Origin of the sequence: Sphingomonas radicis (assembly GCF_051400635.1) — a bacterium.
Lineage (GTDB): Bacteria > Pseudomonadota > Alphaproteobacteria > Sphingomonadales > Sphingomonadaceae > Sphingomonas.
On the sequence record NZ_JBLFFG010000002.1, the window covers coordinates 1,047,631 to 1,063,076 of the forward strand.

The following is a 15,446-nucleotide window of genomic DNA, read 5'->3' on the forward strand; positions in this document are numbered from 1 at the left end:
GGGCAAGCAAGCGAAACTATGCCGCTACTCCCGCGCGCTTCAGATGCGGCCCCAGCCGCCCGGTCAGCCACAGGAAGAACATCCGATAGTCGGAGACGAGCGACCAGAGCGGGTATGTGAAGGTCGCGGGGCGGTTCTTCTCGACGCCGAAATGCGCCGCCCAGGCGAAGCCATAGCCAGCAAGCGGGATACCGAGCAGCCACCAGCCGGACCATGCGATCCCCGCAGCCAACGCCACCAAGGTCAGCGCCGTACCGACATAGTGCAGCCGGCGTGTCTGCGGCTTGGCATGCTCCCGAAGATAATAGGGCCAGAAGTCCGCATAACGAGTGATCGTGCGCGCCATGGAACGAAATCTACAATGACGTGCAGCTATCCACAAGCTGGACGCGCCAGTATCAGCCTGCTCCCGGAGGTGAAACAGATGGTCGTGCGGCCCGACATCAACGGAAGCAAGACGCGCAAGCACAGCTTCCCGCCCGTGGTGGACGCCGGAGTGCGGCTGCTCGTGCTGGGCTCGCTTCCCGGCGATCGCTCGCTGGCCGAGGGGCGCTATTATGCGCACCCGCAGAACCAGTTCTGGCGGCTGATGTCCGCGGTGATCGAATGCGATCTGGTATCGCTCGACTATGACGCGCGCCTCAGCGCGCTGCTCGCTGCGCACGTTGGCCTCTGGGACGTCGTCGCCAGCGCCACCCGCAGCGGGAGCACAGATGCCGCGATGCGGGATGTCGAGGGGCACGACATCGCAGCGCTTGCCGCCACCCTGCCCCACCTGCGTGCGATCGCATTCAACGGAGGCACGGCACTACGGCATGGGATGCGCCAGCTTAGGCCCGCCGCCGCGGACTATGCGATCGTGGCGCTTCCCTCCAGTAGTCCGCTGCATACCGTGGGAATTGCCACCAAGCTGGCTGCCTGGGAGAAGCTTCGGGACCATCTCCGCTGATGGGCGCCGTCAGCCTGCAGCGTTCTCCGCCCTGCCGGTATCGTTGTCGGCCCGTTGATCGGCGCAGCCTGCCAGCCGCCGCGTGCCGATGATCAATTCCGCCGTCAATGCCTGCTTCTCTTCTCCGCAGGGAACCAGGCTGAGCGTCAGCGTCACGCGCTCGCCCTCGGGGGTCTGAGTCGAATAGATTGCGCGATCGCCACTGACCTGGGGCGTTACCGGATAGAAATCGGTCAGCGCCCGCCCGGATCGGTCGGTGAAAGTAATGCGTCCGGGAGCAATGCCCATCCGCCAGAACGGGCGGGCGCCTCCGGCCTCGACGGGCTTCGCCAAATCTATCTGGCCGAGCATGGGTCCGCCACGAAGCTCCACCTTCTTCTTCTCGGTCGGGTTCGCGGTCGTCTCGGACGAACCGCAACCGGCCAGCGCCACCATCAGTGCAATCGCCAGGACACGCATTTCCGATGCCTCCATCTTCGGAGCGATGCTTGCGTGATGCTGTCGGGTCAAGCCAAACGATGTTCCGATCCGGCACAGAGGGAAATGCCTCAGTCGCATTACTGAAATGAATTTGCGCCAAGGCACGCGCAGATTCGCGGGGGACGACGCAATGATTCGCGGCCGGTGCACCGCACCGCACAATTATTGCGTTGCACAATAATAGCACCGAAATTATGTTACCTTGTATCTCGATTCCGCTTGACGGTTGATAATGTCTGAGGAAAAGCGACGTCCGCTATGAATAACACCCCCGTTTTCGCCCTCGCCGCCCTCGCGCTCGTTTCGCTTGCCGCTTGCAAGCCCCAGGCCGAGGAAGTCACCAGCACCGCTCCGGATCCCATGGCCTCGCAGCTGGCCAATGCCGCTCCGGTCGAGCTCCCACCCGCTATCGCCTCTAGCGCTTCGCTGCGCTGCGGCGACAACAGCCTGGTCTTCGTTGACTTCTTCCAGGGCGACAAGCAGGTCCAGCTCCGCACCGAAAAGGGCGGCAGTGCGACCATGCTCAAGGCGCCTGAGCCAGGCCAGCCGTTCGAGGCCGAAGGCGGCTACAAGCTGACCGGAACGCCCAAGAACGTCACCGTCACGCTGCCGGGCAAGGAGCCCAAGACCTGCCGCGCCTGATCCGGCCGCAGATTCTCTTTCAATCCCAAAGGGCCGGCGGGCTTTCCCGCCGGCCCTTTTTCATGGCACCGTGCGGCATGGCCCCGAGTCCGCGCCGATGAGCCATCGCCTCCCCCCTCCACTCGAGCTGGACCCCGGCCTCGTGCTGCGCGCCTATGCGATGGGCGTCTTCCCGATGGCGGATCATCGCCAGGCCGCCAGCGTCTATTGGGTCGAGCCCAAGCTGCGCGGTATCCTGCCGCTCGATCGCTTCCACCTGTCGCGCTCGCTGCGGAAGACGATCCTGGCGGAACGCTTCCGCGTCACGACCGACCAGACATTCGAGCGCATCCTTCAACTCTGCGCGCAATCGGCACCCGACCGGCCCGACACCTGGATCAACGGCCCGATCGAGCGCGTCTTCACCGAGCTGCATCACCAGGGATTCGCCCATTCGATCGAATGCTGGATCGGGGATGAGCTGGCGGGCGGGCTCTATGGCCTGGCGCTCGGCCGCGCCTTCTTCGGCGAATCGATGGTCACGCGGGTGCGCGACGCGTCTAAGGTCGCCTTCGCCCATCTGGTCGCGAGGCTGAAGGCCGGCGGGTTCACGCTTCTCGATTGCCAGTTCCAGACCGATCACCTGGGATCATTGGGCGCGATCGAGATTCCGCGCGACGATTATGTCGCGTTGCTGGGCGCGGCGCTCGGGGATTCTGCCGCAGGGATTTCAGTCGGTGCGCCTTCGGTCGACGGCGATTGGCTCGCGCTCGATCGGTTGCCTCCGCCCCCGCCTCCGCCAGCCCCAGGTGCCGGCTCGGTATCGGGGCCGCTGTCGCGGAAAGTCATCGCGCAGCTCTTGGGCCAGACGTCGTAGATCGGGTGCTGCACCACGTTGAGCGCGGGCCGTTCCTTGTAGAGCCAGCCCGAGAAGACTCGGTGCCACTTCTTGTCGAGCTCAAGCACGTCGACCTGCACGAAGGCGCCGGTGAGCTGATCGGCTTCCCAGGGTGCGGTGCGATCACAGGCGCGCAGCCGCACGATCACGTCGCCGATCCGCGCGGCCTGGCCGGGCTTCAGCTTGAACTCGCGCGACTCGCCATTGCGCTTGTTGAGCAGCCCCAGCACCGCCTCGCGCTCGTTCATCGGCGTCGCGGCGGCGTTGAGGATGCTGCTGTCGGGATCGGTCGTCACCAGCTCGGCACTGCCATCGGTCCTGGCGCCGGGCGCGGTGCCGGGGATGACGATATCGTCCGCGCTGTTGTTGGCCGGCTGGTCGCCGCCCGAGCAGGCCCCGATCGTCAGCGCCAACAGCATCACCGCTGCCGCATGCCCGGGCCGCAGGCTCATGCGTCGGGAGTCCAGGCCTCGTAGTCGCCGGTGGAGCGCGCACGGTGCCCGCCCGCCTCGAGCGCGCCCGACGGCTTGTATGCCATCCGCGTACCGGTCTGGTTGGCCTCCCACGGCTTTTCCCATTCCCGCTGCGGCGGCAGTGCCCGATCGGGCACGTCGTCGATCTGGTGGTGGAGCCAGCTGAACCACTCGGGCGAGATCCGGCTCGCGTCGTTCGAGCCTTTGTAGATTACCCAGCGGCGCGTGAGGCCGTTCGGGTCCTTGCCGCCTTGCCAATAGATATTGCCGAGCGCGTCCTCGCCCACCTTGGTCTTGCCACGCAGACCAAGCCAGGTGCCGAAAGTGGCGCCGTTCCACCAAGTGAAGGGATTGCGATTCAGGCTCATGCGCGCGGGATTAGCCCCGGCAATCAGCGGAGGCAATCGAAACCACCGCCGGTTTCAGGGAGCGCAGCAGCACGATACGTCGCCGCACCGGATCATCGCTGGCCCGGCCAGGTCACCTTGTCACCGGGGGCGATGCCGAGCTCGGCCGACTTGCCGCCCTTGATTTCGAGCACCGCGCTCACGGGCTCGCCCGAGCGCGAGGGTTCCTCCGAGAAGGGAATCGTGTTCTCCGCGATGCTCGCGATCGTCCCGTCGGGACGGATGAAGATGATGTCGAGCGAGCTCGGCGTGTTCTTCATCCAGAAGCTCGCCTCGCGCGGGCCGCCGCCGTCGGCCGGATAGGGCGCGAAGATCATCCCGCCGTCGGCCGGGATGTCGGTGCGGAACATCAGCCCGCGCTCCTGCTCGGCGGCCGTACGCGCCACCTCGACGTTGAACTGCCGCGGGCCCGAGCGCGTCTGGACCGTCACCTGGAGCTTGGTGGCTGCATTCTGCGCCGCGGTGCTGCTGGCTCCGGCGTCCCCCTTGCATGCGCCGGACACGAGAAGAGCCGCTGCGGCAATCGCCGCTGCACAACCACGCACGAACATCATCGTCTCAGCTGGTCCTTTCGACCGCCACCGCAAGCGGCCCTTTTTCGCCTTCGACGATGCGTGCCCGAAGCGGTTGGCCGGGTTCGACCTCTTCGACCTCTCCGCGCCGCAGCGTCTCCATATGGACGAATATATCGGCGGAGTCGGCGTCGCGCACCAGGAATCCATAGCCCTTGAGACGATTGAACCATTTGACCGTCACCGGCTCGAACGGTCCCGCGGACGAAATGAGTTTGAGGCGATCGCCGCGTTCCGCCGGTCGCTTCGGCGGTTCGATGGCTTCGCTCAGGTCGATCGAGCGGATCTCCTTCGCCTGGAGCCCGCGTTGGCGCTTCACCGCGACGCATTCCACACGGGCACCCTCGGGAAGGCTCCGGCGGCCGTGCTCCTGAAGGACGGTGAAATGGATCAATATGTCGCCGATCGCCGGATCATCGGCGACCAAAAAGCCGAATCCGCGCGTAACGTCGAACCATTTGACGACGCCCGAATGGACCTCGCCCTCCGATCCCGTCTCGGCGCCGCAAGCTTCACTCTCCACCGGCCCGACCGCATAGTCATTTGCCGCAAGCTGTGGGTCAGCACGCATTTTCTTTACCCCCAAGCCCGCGACATTAACACAGCATTTCCAGCGATGGGAATTGCTTTGTATCTTTCGCCACGCCCTCAGTCCCACTGAGAGACAGCAAGCATATCAACGTCTTCCCCCGGCGCCATGCGGACGATCCTGCGAGCGAGATCAAAGGAGTGGCCGGCACGGAGCATTGCGGCGAGCTGTTTCTCGCGCTGCGCCTTGTCGGGAACTTCGGCGCCGAACGGACCTATTCGCTTGCGCCGTGCGAAGGCGAGCGCGCTCGTGGCCGCCCGCGCTTCGATATCGGGCGCCAGCGCCGCGGCATCGGCACTCTCCACTCCCGCGTGACGCAGCGCCTCGGCCACGCGTCGCGCTCCCAGGCCCCGCCGCGCCATCGCATTCGCCTTCGCATCGGCGAAGCCCCGGTCGTCGACATAGCCGAGCTCGGCCATCCGCTCAGCGAGTGCCGTGAGGTCCGGAGCGCTCTCGCCGGACCAGCCACGCTCCCGGATCTTGCTTGCGAGATAGGTCGCGAGCCGCCCCCTTGTCGTTGCGTATCGCTCGACATAACGCAACGCCAGCCGTTCGAGATCGGCGGCTTCGAGAGGAACCATGGGGCGGTGTGAGCGGGGCATGCGCCATGATTGTGCCACAGTGCCAACTGATTTTGAACGATAGTGCGTAGCAGAGCCAACGCGTTTAGACGCATGTGGGGACAAGGCCTGTTACCTCACAGGGGCACGAGAATAAGAATGACGTTGGAAGACACGGGATCGCTCGACATCATCGCTGCGGGGAGCACGCTCGCTCCCACGCCCACCGAGGATAACTTGCCGCGCCGTTTCGCGGATTTCGGGACGTTGGGCGAAGCGCTCGATTATGCGGCGCAGGGCCGGCGCGGGCTCAATTTCCACGATGCACGCGGAAATCTGGCGCATCCTTATCCTTTCGCCGATCTTCGCCGTGACGCGATCGCCCAGGCCCACCGCCTCATCGCCGCAGGCGTGAAGCCGCAGGACCGGATTGCGCTGATCGCCGAGACCGGCCCGGAGTTCGCCTCGCTGTTCTTCGGCGTGGTCTATGCCGGCGCTTGGCCGGTGCCGCTGCCGCTGCCGACCAGCTTCGGCGGCGCCCAATCCTATATCGACCAGCTTCGCGTGCAGCTCCAGAGCTGCGATCCCAGCATGTTGATCTTCCCGCCCGAGATCGGCGGGATGTGCGAGGAAGCGGCGCGGCTGTCGAACGTCGAGGGGATCGACTGGTCCGAGTTCGGCCAGCGACCGGCGACCGAGACGGCGCTGCCCGAAGCGAAGACCGGCGATGTCGCCTACCTTCAATATTCGAGCGGCTCGACGCGCTTCCCGCACGGAGTCGCGATCACCCACCATGCGCTGCTCAACAACCTGTCGGCGCATAGCCACGGCATGAGGCTCCAGGCGAACGATCGCTGCGTCTCCTGGCTCCCCTGGTACCATGACATGGGCCTGGTCGGCTGCTTCCTCTCGGTGGTCGCGAACCAAGTCTCGACCGACTATCTCAAGACCGAGGATTTCGCACGCCGGCCGCTCGCCTGGCTGGACCTGATCACGCGGAACCAGGGCACCACCCTCTCCTACTCGCCCACCTTCGGCTATGATATCTGTGCGCGCCGCATGTCGAGCCAGACCAAGGCTTCGGACCGCTTCGACCTCAGCCGCTGGCGCGTCGCGGGCAACGGCGCCGACATGATCCGGCCTGACGTGATGCAGTCGTTCGTCGATGCTTTCGCCGACGCCGGCTTCAAGGCGACCGCATTCCTGCCGAGCTATGGCCTGGCCGAGGCGACTCTGGCAGTCTCGATCATGCCCCCTGGCGAGGGAATCGTCGTCGAGCTCGTGGAAGAGACACAGCTTTCGGGCGGCAGCCACGGCGCCGGGCGCCCACAGCGCTTCCGCGCGATCGTCAACTGCGGCAAGCCGGTCAAGGACATGGTAGTCGAGATCCGCGAGGAAGACGGCACGCCGCTTCCCGAAAAGGCGATCGGCAAGGTCTGGTGCCGCGGGCCGAGCGTGATGGTCGGCTACTTCCGCGATCCCGAATCTACCGCCGCCTGCATGAAGGACGGCTGGCTCGATACCGGCGACATGGGATATATTTCAGACGGTTACGTCTATATCGTCGGCCGTGCCAAGGACATGATCATCATCAACGGCAAGAACCATTGGCCCCAGGATATCGAATGGGCCGTGGAGCAGCTGCCGGCGTTCAAGCAGGGAGATGTCGCAGCGTTCGCGATCACGACGCCCGGCGGCGAGGAGACCCCCGCAGTGCTCGTCCAGTGCCGCACTTCGGACGAGGCCGAGCGCGTGCGCCTTCGCGACGAGATCCGCGATCGAGTGCGCTCGGTCACCGGCATGAATTGCGTGATCGAGCTCGTGCCGCCTCGCACCTTGCCGCGTACCAGCTCGGGCAAGCTTTCGCGTGCCAAGGCCCGCAACCTGTATCTCGCCGGCGAAATCAAGCCCTACGACATCGCCGCCTGAGCTATCCGCGCCCTTTTGCGGGGCCGGATAAAATAGCCGCGGCTCTAACCTCTCGCTAACCAACGCGCGTCTATGTCTGGCGCGTGACCAGCCAGACGACCTCGCAATTTGCCAGGCCGCGTATCGATACGCGGGCGCTGCTCGGGCTCCACGATCCGCCGGATACGACGGATTGGGGACCGATTCGCGCCGCGCAACTGCACGCCGGCAACCGGTTCGCGCTGTTCATGCTGGCCGCAAATCTGCTGAGCGCGGCGCTGACTGCGTTGATTCTGACGCCGCACGTGTCGCTCTGGCAGCTCGCGAGCTGGTGCATCCTCGTAGTGATAGTGGCGGGCGGCGTCGCCGTTCGCCGCCGCGCGAAGCGCATCCGCACGTCCGTGAGCGCTTCGCTTGCGGAGGTGCGCGATACGGCGATCGAGGGTTTGATACTGGGTCTGGTCTGGTCGATTGCCCCGCTGGCGTTCGGCCGTCTCGTCGATCCCGCCGGCGCGCTTGGGCTGTGGATCGTGCTCTCGGCGCTGATGACCGCATCGGCCATTGGCATGGCCGCGCTCCCGCTCGCGACAATGCTCTTCATCTCGGCGGTCGGTGCCGCGATCGTCGTCACGCTGATCGCCAGCCCCCTGCTCGCCGCCGCAGCCGCGCTGTTCACACTACTACTTGCGGTCGCCACCTTCGGACGGAGCAAAGCACTCGTCGTCATCCGGATGAGCGAGACGGCGCTCGCCGAGCGCGACGAGACCGTGAGCCTGCTACTGCGCGAGTTCGAGGATTCGGGCGCCGATTGGCTGTGGGAGATCGACGCGCAGCGCCGGGTCGTCCGGGCCACCCCCCGCTTCGCGGTCTCGCTGGGCGCTGACCCCAAGACGATCAACGGCACCGCCTTCCTCCAGATCCTCGCCGGCCCCACGTGGGATTCGGGTAACTTCGCTCCCGGGCTGCGCGCGCTCGCCGAGAAGCTCAAGCAGCGCGAATCGTTCAGCGATCTGCTGCTCCCCGTCTATGTGAACGGCGAGGAGCGCTGGTGGGAGATGTCCGCTTCGCCGCGGTTCGACGAACGCGGCGCCTTCTCGGGCTTCCGCGGGGTGGGATCGGACGTTACCGAGCAGCGCCGGTCGCAAGACCAGATCAGCAAGATGGCGCGGTTCGACACGCTCACCGGCCTTCCCAATCGGCTGCTGATCAACGAGGCGCTGATGCGCGCGATGGCCGAGGCCGAGAAATGGGGCTCGCGCTGCGCCTTCATGATGATCGACCTCGATCGCTTCAAGGCGGTGAACGACACGCTCGGCCATCCGGTGGGCGACCGGCTGCTCGGCCGTGTCTCCGAACGGCTCAACCTGCTGATGACCGAGAACGAGATGATCGGGCGGCTGGGTGGCGACGAGTTCGCCGTCGTCGTGCGCGATGCGACCGATACCGCCCGGATCGAGCGGCTCGCCAAAACGATCATCGACACGCTGTCGAAGCCGTATGAGGTGGATCAGCACACGCTCTACATCGGCTGCTCGGTGGGCGTGGCGATCGGCCCCCGGGACGGGCGCACTGCCGAGATGCTGATCCGTTCGGCCGATCTCGCGCTCTATCGATCTAAGGATGCTGGCGGCGGGATGTTCCACGCCTATGAGCCCCAGCTCCACATGGCGGCCGAGGAACGCCGCGTGCTCGAAATGGCACTGCGCAACGCAGTCGAGAATGGCGAGCTGACCCTCGTCTACCAGCCCGTCGTCGATGCCGGCTCGGGCGCGCTCACCGGATTCGAGGCACTGCTGCGCTGGTCGCATCCCGAGTTCGGCAATGTCTCTCCCGCAAAGTTCGTGCCGCTGGCCGAAGAAGCGCGGCTGATCGCGCCGATCGGCGAATGGGTGCTCAGGACAGCGTGCGACGAGGCCGCACGCTGGGAAATTCCTGCGCGCGTAGCGGTCAATGTGAGCCCCGAGCAGCTCCACAACCCCGCCTTCGTCAGCGTGGTCGCGCAGGCGCTCGGCCAGTCGGGGTTGGCACCTGAGCGCCTCGAGCTCGAAGTCACCGAGAGCGTGTTCATGCGCGAAGGCACTGCGGCGGTACAGGTGCTCGAGAAGATCATGGACCTTGGCGTACGCCTCAGCCTCGACGATTTCGGTACCGGCTATTCCTCGCTCGGCTATCTCGCGCACACGCGGTTCAGCTCGATCAAGATCGACCGCAGCTTCGTCCAGGGCGCGTCCAAGGGCACCAAGGAGGCGATCGCGATCATCCGCGCCGTGGTCGCGCTTGCCGACAGCCTGGGAATGGCCACTACCGCCGAGGGAGTGGAGACCGAGGAAGAGCATCTGATGGTCCAGCAGCTCGGCTGCACCAAGGTGCAGGGCTATTATTTCGGGCGCCCCCTCCCGGTGCTCGAAGCGCGCGCGCTCGCCAGCGGCCCGGTGGACGGAAACAGCGTCGCAGCGTGATGCGATCTTCGTGGGGACTCCGGCAGGATTTGCGGTTGCTCCCCCGATAAACCCTCGCTACATCCGCCCTCCGTTAGGGGCGTAGCTCAGCTGGTTAGAGCGTCGGTCTCCAAAACCGAAGGCCCTCGGTTCGAATCCGAGCGCCCCTGCCATTCCTCGCCTCCTTCGTAGCTCTTCGCCGCAAGACGCCTTCGCGCGCGCACAAAAGCGCGTTAACAGGCGCCGAACCTCGCGGGGAGAATACATGTTCCGTCCAATGTACGACTGGGTGCTGCGGCTCGCCCACCACCGGCACGCGCTGCGCAGCCTGGGCATCGTCTCCTTTGCCGAGAGCAGCTTCTTCCCTATCCCGCCGGACGTGATGCTGGTGCCGATGGTGCTCGCGCGCCGCGAGCAGGCCTATCTCATCGCCGCCGTCTGCACCGCCGCGTCGATCGCCGGCGGCATCTTCGGCTATGCGATCGGCTATTTCCTGTGGGACTCGGTCGGCCAGTGGCTGGTCGGCGTCTACCATATGGAAGCCAGAATCGAGCAGCTCCGCCACGGCTATGCCAATTACGGCGCCGCGATCATCCTGCTCAAGGGGCTCACTCCCATCCCCTTCAAGCTCGTCACGCTCGCAAGCGGCTTCTTCGCCTTCAATTTTCCACTGTTCGTGATCCTGGCGACGATCACCCGCGCCGCACGATTCTTCATCATCGCCGCACTGCTCAGGCGCTTCGGCGAGCCTGTCCAGGCCTTCATCGAGGAACGGCTCAATCTCTTCGCCTGGGGGTTCCTGATCCTGCTGGTGGGGGGATTCGCGGCGGTGGCATATCTGTGAGGCAGGTGCTTGCCTTGTCCCCGGCGCCTCGCTAGATAGCTGACCCATTCCGACAGTGGTGATGGAACGCGCCGATCCCTTGCTAGGGAGCGGCGGCGGACCTATGCCCCGCCGAGGAACAGCGTTTTCATGTGAGGCTGCCGCAGTGGCGAAGACCAATCCGATCCAGTTCATGCAGCAGGTGAAGGCCGAGACCGCGAAAGTGGTGTGGCCGTCGCGCAAGGAGACCATCATGACCGGGGTCATGGTGCTGATCATGGCGAGCCTGCTCGGCGTGTTCTTCCTTGGGGTCGACGCGATCTTCGACGCGGTCGTGCGCTTCCTGCTCAGCCTCGCGCAATAAGGGATATAAGATGGCGCGCTGGTACATCATCCACGCCTATTCGGGTTTCGAGGGCAAGGTCCGCGACCAGATTCTGGCCGACGCGACCCGCATGGGGCTCGATCGCCTGGTCGAGGCCGTCGAAGTGCCGACCGAGACGGTGACCGAGGTCCGCCGCGGCAAGAAGGTCCAATCGGAGCGCAAGTTCTTCCCGGGCTATGTCCTCGCCAAGCTCGAGATGAACGACGACGTTTATCACCTGGTGAAGAACACCCCGAAGGTGACCGGCTTCCTGGGCAGCTCGGGCAAGCCCCAGCCGATCAGCGAGGCCGAAGCCGCGCGCATCCTCAACACCAAGGAAGAGGCCGCCGCCGCTTCGCCCAAGGCGAAGATGAAGGTCGATTACGACATCGGCGACACGGTGAAGGTGACCAGCGGCAACTTCGCGACCTTCTCGGGCGTGGTCGAGGAGCTCGACTACGACAAGAACCGCGTGAAGGTTTCGATCTCGATCTTCGGCCGCGCGACTCCGCTGGAGCTGGGCTTCGAGGACGTCGAACGGGTGAAGTAAGCCCCCCGAGAGGTATTGGATTACAAAGAGGCCGGGGCGGAAGCTCCGGCCTTCTTCGTTTTGGACAGTCTCCATTGCTCTGAGTTTCGACCGCCTTCGGGCCGTCAGCAACGAACCGGCGTTGCACCCGATCCAGGCACGGTATATCTTCGGAGCATGTCGCGAGCGCGTCTTCTGCGGGTTTTGACGCTCTTTGCCATGCTTTTCGTAGTGATCGGCATGTCGGGCGGGCACGCGGCTATGGCGGCACCGGCGCCACGTGCTGACGATGCGCGCATGCATGGCATGTCCATGCCGTCCGACCATTGTTCGGACATGGCCAAAGAAAAGGCGCCCGCGACGCCGACTGTCGCGCTGGACTGTATGATCGCGTGCAGCGTCCTGCCGTCGGTGCAATCCGGGCCCGACTACCAGCCCCTCGTCCCGGCTGCGCGCCCGCCGCTGCCGTTGCAGGCCTGGCTTGCCGGCCTGCACCCGGAAATGGAGCTTCCGCCCCCACGCCTCGTCTGACGTTGAACCAGCCACAACGGATTCAAACGTCGGAGTACGACATGCAATATTTGCTCATTATGGCGGCTGCCCTTGCGGTAGCGCCGCTGCCGGCTGCCGCACAGACCGCGGATGCTGGACAGCATCAAGGCCATCAGACTAGCCAGCAATCCGGCCAACACGACCCGCACGTGGGCCATGACATGACTGCCGACTGCTGCGCGGAGAAGGGCGAGAAAGCGGCCAAGGCCGATTGCTGCAAGAAGGAAGACGGCAAAACCTGCTGCAATCCCAAGCAGAAGGCAGCCCCTGCGCCGCAGTCCCACCAGGGCCACTAGACGGCGCACATGAGGGTGGCGCCGGACGCGTGTCGCGCGGCCGACGCCACTCCCCTTCCAGCGATCAGAAAGGCCGCGCTGTGGCCAAGGACCATTCACGATGAACAGCTTCGATATGGGCAGACGCCGCCTGCTGACGGGCGTCGCGCTGGGCGGTGCGGCGCTGGGCCTGCAGGGTCTGCTCCCCGCATGGGCACGCAGCGGCTCGGCAGGCCCCGTGCCCGGCATGCCCACGCTTTCGGGCGAGGAGATCCGGCTGACCGTGGGCCATTCCGCCTTCCCCACAGGGGGCAGGACCGGCCATGCCGTGACAGTTAACGGCACCCTCCCCGCGCCGCTGCTCCATCTACGCGAGGGGCAGAAGGCGCGCATCGCCGTGACCAACACCCTCCACGAGGACACTTCGATCCACTGGCACGGGCTGCTGCTGCCCTTCCAGATGGACGGCGTGCCCGGGATCAGCTTCCCGGGCATTCGGCCGGGGGAGACCTTCGTCTACGAATTCCCCGTCCGCCAGAGCGGCACCTATTGGTATCACAGCCATTCGGGCCTGCAGGAACAGATGGGGCATTACGGGCCGATCGTCATCGACCCGGCGGGCGCGGATCCCATCCGCTATGATCGGCAGCACGTGATCGTGCTCTCGGACTGGAGCTTCCTGCATCCGCACACGATCTTCCGAAAGCTCAAGCAGCAGGGCGGCTATTTCAACCGGCAACGGATGACGCTGGCCGGCCGACTGAGCGGCGATCCCGAGCATCGCATGCGAGCCGCCGATCGGGTGATGTGGGCACAGATGCAGATGGACCCGACCGACATCCTCGACGTGACGGGCACCACCTACACCTATCTGATCAACGGCCAGGGCCCGCAGGAGAACTGGACGGGACTATTCGCGCCGGGCGAGCGGGTGCGGCTGCGCATCATCAATGCGGCTGCCCAGTCGATTTTCAACGTGCGCATCTCCGATCTGGCGATGACGGTGGTCGCCACGGATGGACAGAATGTGCGGCCCATCGAGACCGACGAGTTCCGGATCGCCGCTGCGGAAACCTATGATGTGATCGTGCACCCGCGCGAGAACCGCGCCTATAGCTTCGTGGCCGAGGCGATCGACCGATCGGGCATGGGCGTAGCGACGCTGGCCCCACGCATGGGAATGCGGGCCGTAATTCCGCCGCTGCGCGAACGCCCGCTCCTCACCATGCGCGACATGGGAATGGATCATGGCGCGGGCGGCTCCGCTGGCGGCCACGCTATGCCCGGCATGGATCACGCGGCAATGGGCCATGGCGAACCCAGGAGCGGGCAAGGCCCCGCCAACTCGCGTTCGAACCCTCCTCCCGGCGTCGACGTGGGTGTCGGCGTCGACAATATCGCGATGATGCCTGTCGATCGCACTGGTGATCGCGGCACGGGCCTCGAGAACGTCCCGCACCGCGTGCTGACCTATCGCGACCTGGTCTCGCTCACGCCGAACCCCGATCGGCGGCCGCCGGCACGCAGCATCGATGTCCATCTAACCGGCAACATGGAGCGCTTCATGTGGTCGTTCGACGGCGAGCGCTTCAGCGAGAACCCCGAGCCGATCCGCTTCGCGCGCGACGAGCGCGTGCGCATCCGGCTGATCAACGACACGATGATGGCGCACCCCATCCACATCCACGGCCATTTCTTCGAGCTGGTGAACGGCCATCCGGGCCATCATCCGCTCAAGCACACGGTCGATGTGCTGCCGGGCGGGATCGTCGAGCTCGACATGACCGCGGACGCGCCCGGCGACTGGGCGTTCCACTGCCATCTTCTCTACCACATGCATGCCGGGATGATGCGCGTCGTGTCGGTCCGTCCGGTGGAAGGAGACGCGCAATGACTCGCCTGCCGATCCTCCTGCTCGCGCTCGCGACGAGCGCCCCTGCCCTCGCGCAACATGCCGGCCACGGCAGGCCACCCGAGCCGCAGAAGCGGCAACAGACGCAGACGCAGCCCGACCCGCACGCCGGCCACACCGCGCCTGCACCCAAGCCCGCCCCGGCGCCCACCGACCCGCATGCCGGTCACACCATGCCCGCACCAGCGGATTCGCATGCCGGGCACGACATGCCGGCGCAGGCCGCAGCGCCTGCCTCACCCCCACCCGAAGCGACGACGGGGCCACTCCACGCCGCTGATGGCGTCTATTCCCCCGCGGAGATGGCGAAGGCGCGCGAGGCGATCCGCACCGAGCACGGCGGGCAATCCGTCTCGCGCTTCATGATCGACCAGCTGGAAGTGGCGGTTCGCGGCGGCCGCAACGGCTATGCCTGGGAGGATGTCCAGTTCTGGTATGGCGGCGACATCGACAAGCTGTGGATCAAGAGCCAGGGCGAAGGCAGCTTCGGGGGCCAGCTGGAGAAGGCCGAGGTCCAGGCGCTCTGGAGCCACGCGATCTCGCCCTATTTCGATCTGCAGGCGGGCGTCCGTTACGATATCCGGCCGCAACCCGACCGCGGCCATCTCGTGCTGGGCGTGCAGGGGCTCGCCCCCTATTGGTTCGAGCTCGACGCAGCCGCCTTCGTTTCCGAAAAGGGCGATGCGAGCGCGCGGATCGAAGGTGAATATGATCTACGCATCACCCAGAAGCTGATCCTCCAGCCCAACGCGGCGATGGAATTGACGCTGCAGGACCTGCCCGAGTTGCGAATGGGCTCGGGCCTTTCCACCGCCGAGGCCGGCCTGCGCCTGCGATACGAATTCGTGCCCGAGTTCGCGCCTTATGCCGGTGTCCAATATGAACGCGCCTTCGGCAATACGGCCGATTTCCGGCGAAGCGACGGCGAGGACACCGGAGGCTGGAGCCTGGTACTCGGCGTGAGGGCGTGGTTCTGATGCCCTCTCCTGATCATGGGCGTTGCCCGGACGGCCGTTCGCAGCCTTCCGGCGCAACAATATCCAGGGGACGCTATCGGAAGTGAATTGCTCCCGATCATGCCGATTGAAAAATGGCG

At 65.5% G+C, this 15,446-nt stretch carries 18 protein-coding genes, 1 tRNA gene and 1 pseudogene; 13 read left to right on the plus strand and 7 right to left on the minus strand.

Annotated features, from left to right (window positions below):
* Positions 1 to 16: 16 nt before the first annotated feature.
* Positions 17 to 346 (minus strand): Mpo1-like protein, encoded by a 330-nt coding sequence (locus ACMGDH_RS11875; RefSeq protein ID WP_436828135.1) that lies wholly within the window; start codon positions 344 to 346, stop codon positions 17 to 19.
* A gap of 15 nt (positions 347 to 361) precedes the next feature.
* Here ACMGDH_RS11875 and ACMGDH_RS11880 point away from each other — a divergent pair, with 15 nt between their 5' ends.
* On the plus strand, positions 362 to 949 hold the full coding sequence (locus ACMGDH_RS11880) for a DNA-deoxyinosine glycosylase (protein WP_436828136.1): 588 nt from the start codon (positions 362 to 364) through the stop codon (positions 947 to 949).
* A 9-nt stretch (positions 950 to 958) separates the two neighbouring features.
* Here the strand turns inward: ACMGDH_RS11880 and ACMGDH_RS11885 are convergent, their stop codons facing one another.
* On the minus strand, positions 959 to 1,408 hold the full coding sequence (locus ACMGDH_RS11885) for a hypothetical protein (RefSeq protein WP_436828137.1): 450 nt from the start codon (positions 1,406 to 1,408) through the stop codon (positions 959 to 961).
* A gap of 279 nt (positions 1,409 to 1,687) precedes the next feature.
* Here ACMGDH_RS11885 and ACMGDH_RS11890 point away from each other — a divergent pair, with 279 nt between their 5' ends.
* Together ACMGDH_RS11890 and aat are read left to right on the plus strand one after the other, a co-directional pair.
* Positions 1,688 to 2,071, plus strand: coding sequence for a hypothetical protein (locus ACMGDH_RS11890; RefSeq protein ID WP_436828138.1), 384 nt, complete (start codon positions 1,688 to 1,690; stop codon positions 2,069 to 2,071).
* A gap of 97 nt (positions 2,072 to 2,168) precedes the next feature.
* Positions 2,169 to 2,927 (plus strand): leucyl/phenylalanyl-tRNA--protein transferase, encoded by a 759-nt coding sequence (aat, locus tag ACMGDH_RS11895; protein ID WP_436828139.1) that lies wholly within the window; start codon positions 2,169 to 2,171, stop codon positions 2,925 to 2,927.
* Between the two features lie 35 nt (positions 2,928 to 2,962).
* Here aat and ACMGDH_RS11900 read toward each other — a convergent pair.
* The 5 genes and pseudogenes from ACMGDH_RS11900 to ACMGDH_RS11920 all read right to left on the minus strand — a co-directional run.
* A pseudogene (locus ACMGDH_RS11900) lies at positions 2,963 to 3,400 on the minus strand (DUF2155 domain-containing protein); the annotation flags it as partial.
* Positions 3,397 to 3,789: an NADH:ubiquinone oxidoreductase subunit NDUFA12 gene (locus ACMGDH_RS11905; RefSeq protein WP_436828140.1), complete on the minus strand. Its 393-nt coding sequence runs from the start codon at positions 3,787 to 3,789 to the stop codon at positions 3,397 to 3,399. The gene ACMGDH_RS11905 and the pseudogene ACMGDH_RS11900, both read right to left, overlap by 4 nt.
* A gap of 92 nt (positions 3,790 to 3,881) precedes the next feature.
* Complete coding sequence (locus ACMGDH_RS11910) at positions 3,882 to 4,331, minus strand: DUF192 domain-containing protein (protein ID WP_436828141.1); 450 nt, start codon at positions 4,329 to 4,331, stop codon at positions 3,882 to 3,884.
* Between the two features lie 55 nt (positions 4,332 to 4,386).
* The gene (locus tag ACMGDH_RS11915; protein WP_436828142.1) at positions 4,387 to 4,971 is read right to left on the minus strand and encodes a cold-shock protein; all 585 of its coding nucleotides are present in this window, start codon (positions 4,969 to 4,971) and stop codon (positions 4,387 to 4,389) included.
* 77 nt (positions 4,972 to 5,048) lie between these two features.
* On the minus strand, positions 5,049 to 5,570 hold the full coding sequence (locus ACMGDH_RS11920; protein ID WP_436828143.1) for a regulatory protein RecX: 522 nt from the start codon (positions 5,568 to 5,570) through the stop codon (positions 5,049 to 5,051).
* 138 nt (positions 5,571 to 5,708) lie between these two features.
* Between ACMGDH_RS11920 and ACMGDH_RS11925 the strand changes: the two genes are divergently transcribed.
* The 10 genes from ACMGDH_RS11925 to ACMGDH_RS11970 all read left to right on the plus strand — a co-directional run bounded on the left by ACMGDH_RS11925 (position 5,709) and on the right by ACMGDH_RS11970 (position 15,327).
* Positions 5,709 to 7,478, plus strand: a complete 1,770-nt coding sequence (locus tag ACMGDH_RS11925) for a fatty acyl-AMP ligase (protein WP_436828144.1) — start codon at positions 5,709 to 5,711, stop codon at positions 7,476 to 7,478.
* 83 nt (positions 7,479 to 7,561) lie between these two features.
* Complete coding sequence (locus tag ACMGDH_RS11930) at positions 7,562 to 9,916, plus strand: putative bifunctional diguanylate cyclase/phosphodiesterase (RefSeq protein WP_436828145.1); 2,355 nt, start codon at positions 7,562 to 7,564, stop codon at positions 9,914 to 9,916.
* A gap of 75 nt (positions 9,917 to 9,991) precedes the next feature.
* Positions 9,992 to 10,068: transfer RNA gene (locus ACMGDH_RS11935), tRNA-Trp, on the plus strand.
* A 92-nt stretch (positions 10,069 to 10,160) separates the two neighbouring features.
* Positions 10,161 to 10,739 carry a YqaA family protein gene (locus ACMGDH_RS11940; protein ID WP_436828146.1) on the plus strand — a complete coding sequence of 193 codons (579 nt, stop codon included), beginning with the start codon at positions 10,161 to 10,163 and terminating at the stop codon, positions 10,737 to 10,739.
* Positions 10,740 to 10,911: 172 nt separating this feature from the next.
* A complete protein-coding gene (secE, locus tag ACMGDH_RS11945; protein WP_436828251.1) occupies positions 10,912 to 11,082 on the plus strand; it encodes a preprotein translocase subunit SecE in 171 nt (56 codons plus the stop codon).
* A gap of 10 nt (positions 11,083 to 11,092) precedes the next feature.
* The gene (gene nusG / locus ACMGDH_RS11950; RefSeq protein WP_436828147.1) at positions 11,093 to 11,632 is read left to right on the plus strand and encodes a transcription termination/antitermination protein NusG; all 540 of its coding nucleotides are present in this window, start codon (positions 11,093 to 11,095) and stop codon (positions 11,630 to 11,632) included.
* A 198-nt stretch (positions 11,633 to 11,830) separates the two neighbouring features.
* Entirely contained in the window at positions 11,831 to 12,142 is a 312-nt protein-coding gene (locus ACMGDH_RS11955; protein WP_436828148.1) for a hypothetical protein, read from the plus strand.
* A gap of 41 nt (positions 12,143 to 12,183) precedes the next feature.
* Positions 12,184 to 12,459, plus strand: a complete 276-nt coding sequence (locus ACMGDH_RS11960) for a hypothetical protein (RefSeq protein ID WP_436828149.1) — start codon at positions 12,184 to 12,186, stop codon at positions 12,457 to 12,459.
* Between the two features lie 100 nt (positions 12,460 to 12,559).
* Complete coding sequence (locus ACMGDH_RS11965; protein ID WP_436828150.1) at positions 12,560 to 14,332, plus strand: copper resistance system multicopper oxidase; 1,773 nt, start codon at positions 12,560 to 12,562, stop codon at positions 14,330 to 14,332.
* Entirely contained in the window at positions 14,329 to 15,327 is a 999-nt protein-coding gene (locus ACMGDH_RS11970; protein ID WP_436828151.1) for a copper resistance protein B, read from the plus strand. Before ACMGDH_RS11965 ends, ACMGDH_RS11970 begins: the two co-directional genes overlap by 4 nt.
* The last annotated feature ends 119 nt before the right edge of the window (positions 15,328 to 15,446 follow it).

What these genes read in the sequence shown, in the direction of transcription:
- ACMGDH_RS11925 (WP_436828144.1), top strand. Translation starts at nt 5,709, where the DNA reads ATGACGTTGGAAGACACGGGATCGCTCGACATCATCGCTGCGGGGAGC.
- ACMGDH_RS11955 (WP_436828148.1), top strand. Translation starts at nt 11,831, where the DNA reads ATGCTTTTCGTAGTGATCGGCATGTCGGGCGGGCACGCGGCTATGGCG.
- ACMGDH_RS11920 (WP_436828143.1), bottom strand. Translation starts at nt 5,570, where the DNA reads ATGGTTCCTCTCGAAGCCGCCGATCTCGAACGGCTGGCGTTGCGTTAT.
- aat (WP_436828139.1), top strand. Translation starts at nt 2,169, where the DNA reads ATGAGCCATCGCCTCCCCCCTCCACTCGAGCTGGACCCCGGCCTCGTG.
- ACMGDH_RS11970 (WP_436828151.1), top strand. Translation starts at nt 14,329, where the DNA reads ATGACTCGCCTGCCGATCCTCCTGCTCGCGCTCGCGACGAGCGCCCCT.
- nusG (WP_436828147.1), top strand. Translation starts at nt 11,093, where the DNA reads ATGGCGCGCTGGTACATCATCCACGCCTATTCGGGTTTCGAGGGCAAG.
- ACMGDH_RS11965 (WP_436828150.1), top strand. Translation starts at nt 12,560, where the DNA reads ATGAACAGCTTCGATATGGGCAGACGCCGCCTGCTGACGGGCGTCGCG.
- ACMGDH_RS11875 (WP_436828135.1), bottom strand. Translation starts at nt 346, where the DNA reads ATGGCGCGCACGATCACTCGTTATGCGGACTTCTGGCCCTATTATCTT.
- secE (WP_436828251.1), top strand. Translation starts at nt 10,912, where the DNA reads ATGCAGCAGGTGAAGGCCGAGACCGCGAAAGTGGTGTGGCCGTCGCGC.
- ACMGDH_RS11905 (WP_436828140.1), bottom strand. Translation starts at nt 3,789, where the DNA reads ATGAGCCTGAATCGCAATCCCTTCACTTGGTGGAACGGCGCCACTTTC.
- ACMGDH_RS11885 (WP_436828137.1), bottom strand. Translation starts at nt 1,408, where the DNA reads ATGCGTGTCCTGGCGATTGCACTGATGGTGGCGCTGGCCGGTTGCGGT.
- ACMGDH_RS11960 (WP_436828149.1), top strand. Translation starts at nt 12,184, where the DNA reads ATGCAATATTTGCTCATTATGGCGGCTGCCCTTGCGGTAGCGCCGCTG.
- ACMGDH_RS11880 (WP_436828136.1), top strand. Translation starts at nt 362, where the DNA reads ATGACGTGCAGCTATCCACAAGCTGGACGCGCCAGTATCAGCCTGCTC.
- ACMGDH_RS11940 (WP_436828146.1), top strand. Translation starts at nt 10,161, where the DNA reads ATGTTCCGTCCAATGTACGACTGGGTGCTGCGGCTCGCCCACCACCGG.
- ACMGDH_RS11915 (WP_436828142.1), bottom strand. Translation starts at nt 4,971, where the DNA reads ATGCGTGCTGACCCACAGCTTGCGGCAAATGACTATGCGGTCGGGCCG.
- ACMGDH_RS11890 (WP_436828138.1), top strand. Translation starts at nt 1,688, where the DNA reads ATGAATAACACCCCCGTTTTCGCCCTCGCCGCCCTCGCGCTCGTTTCG.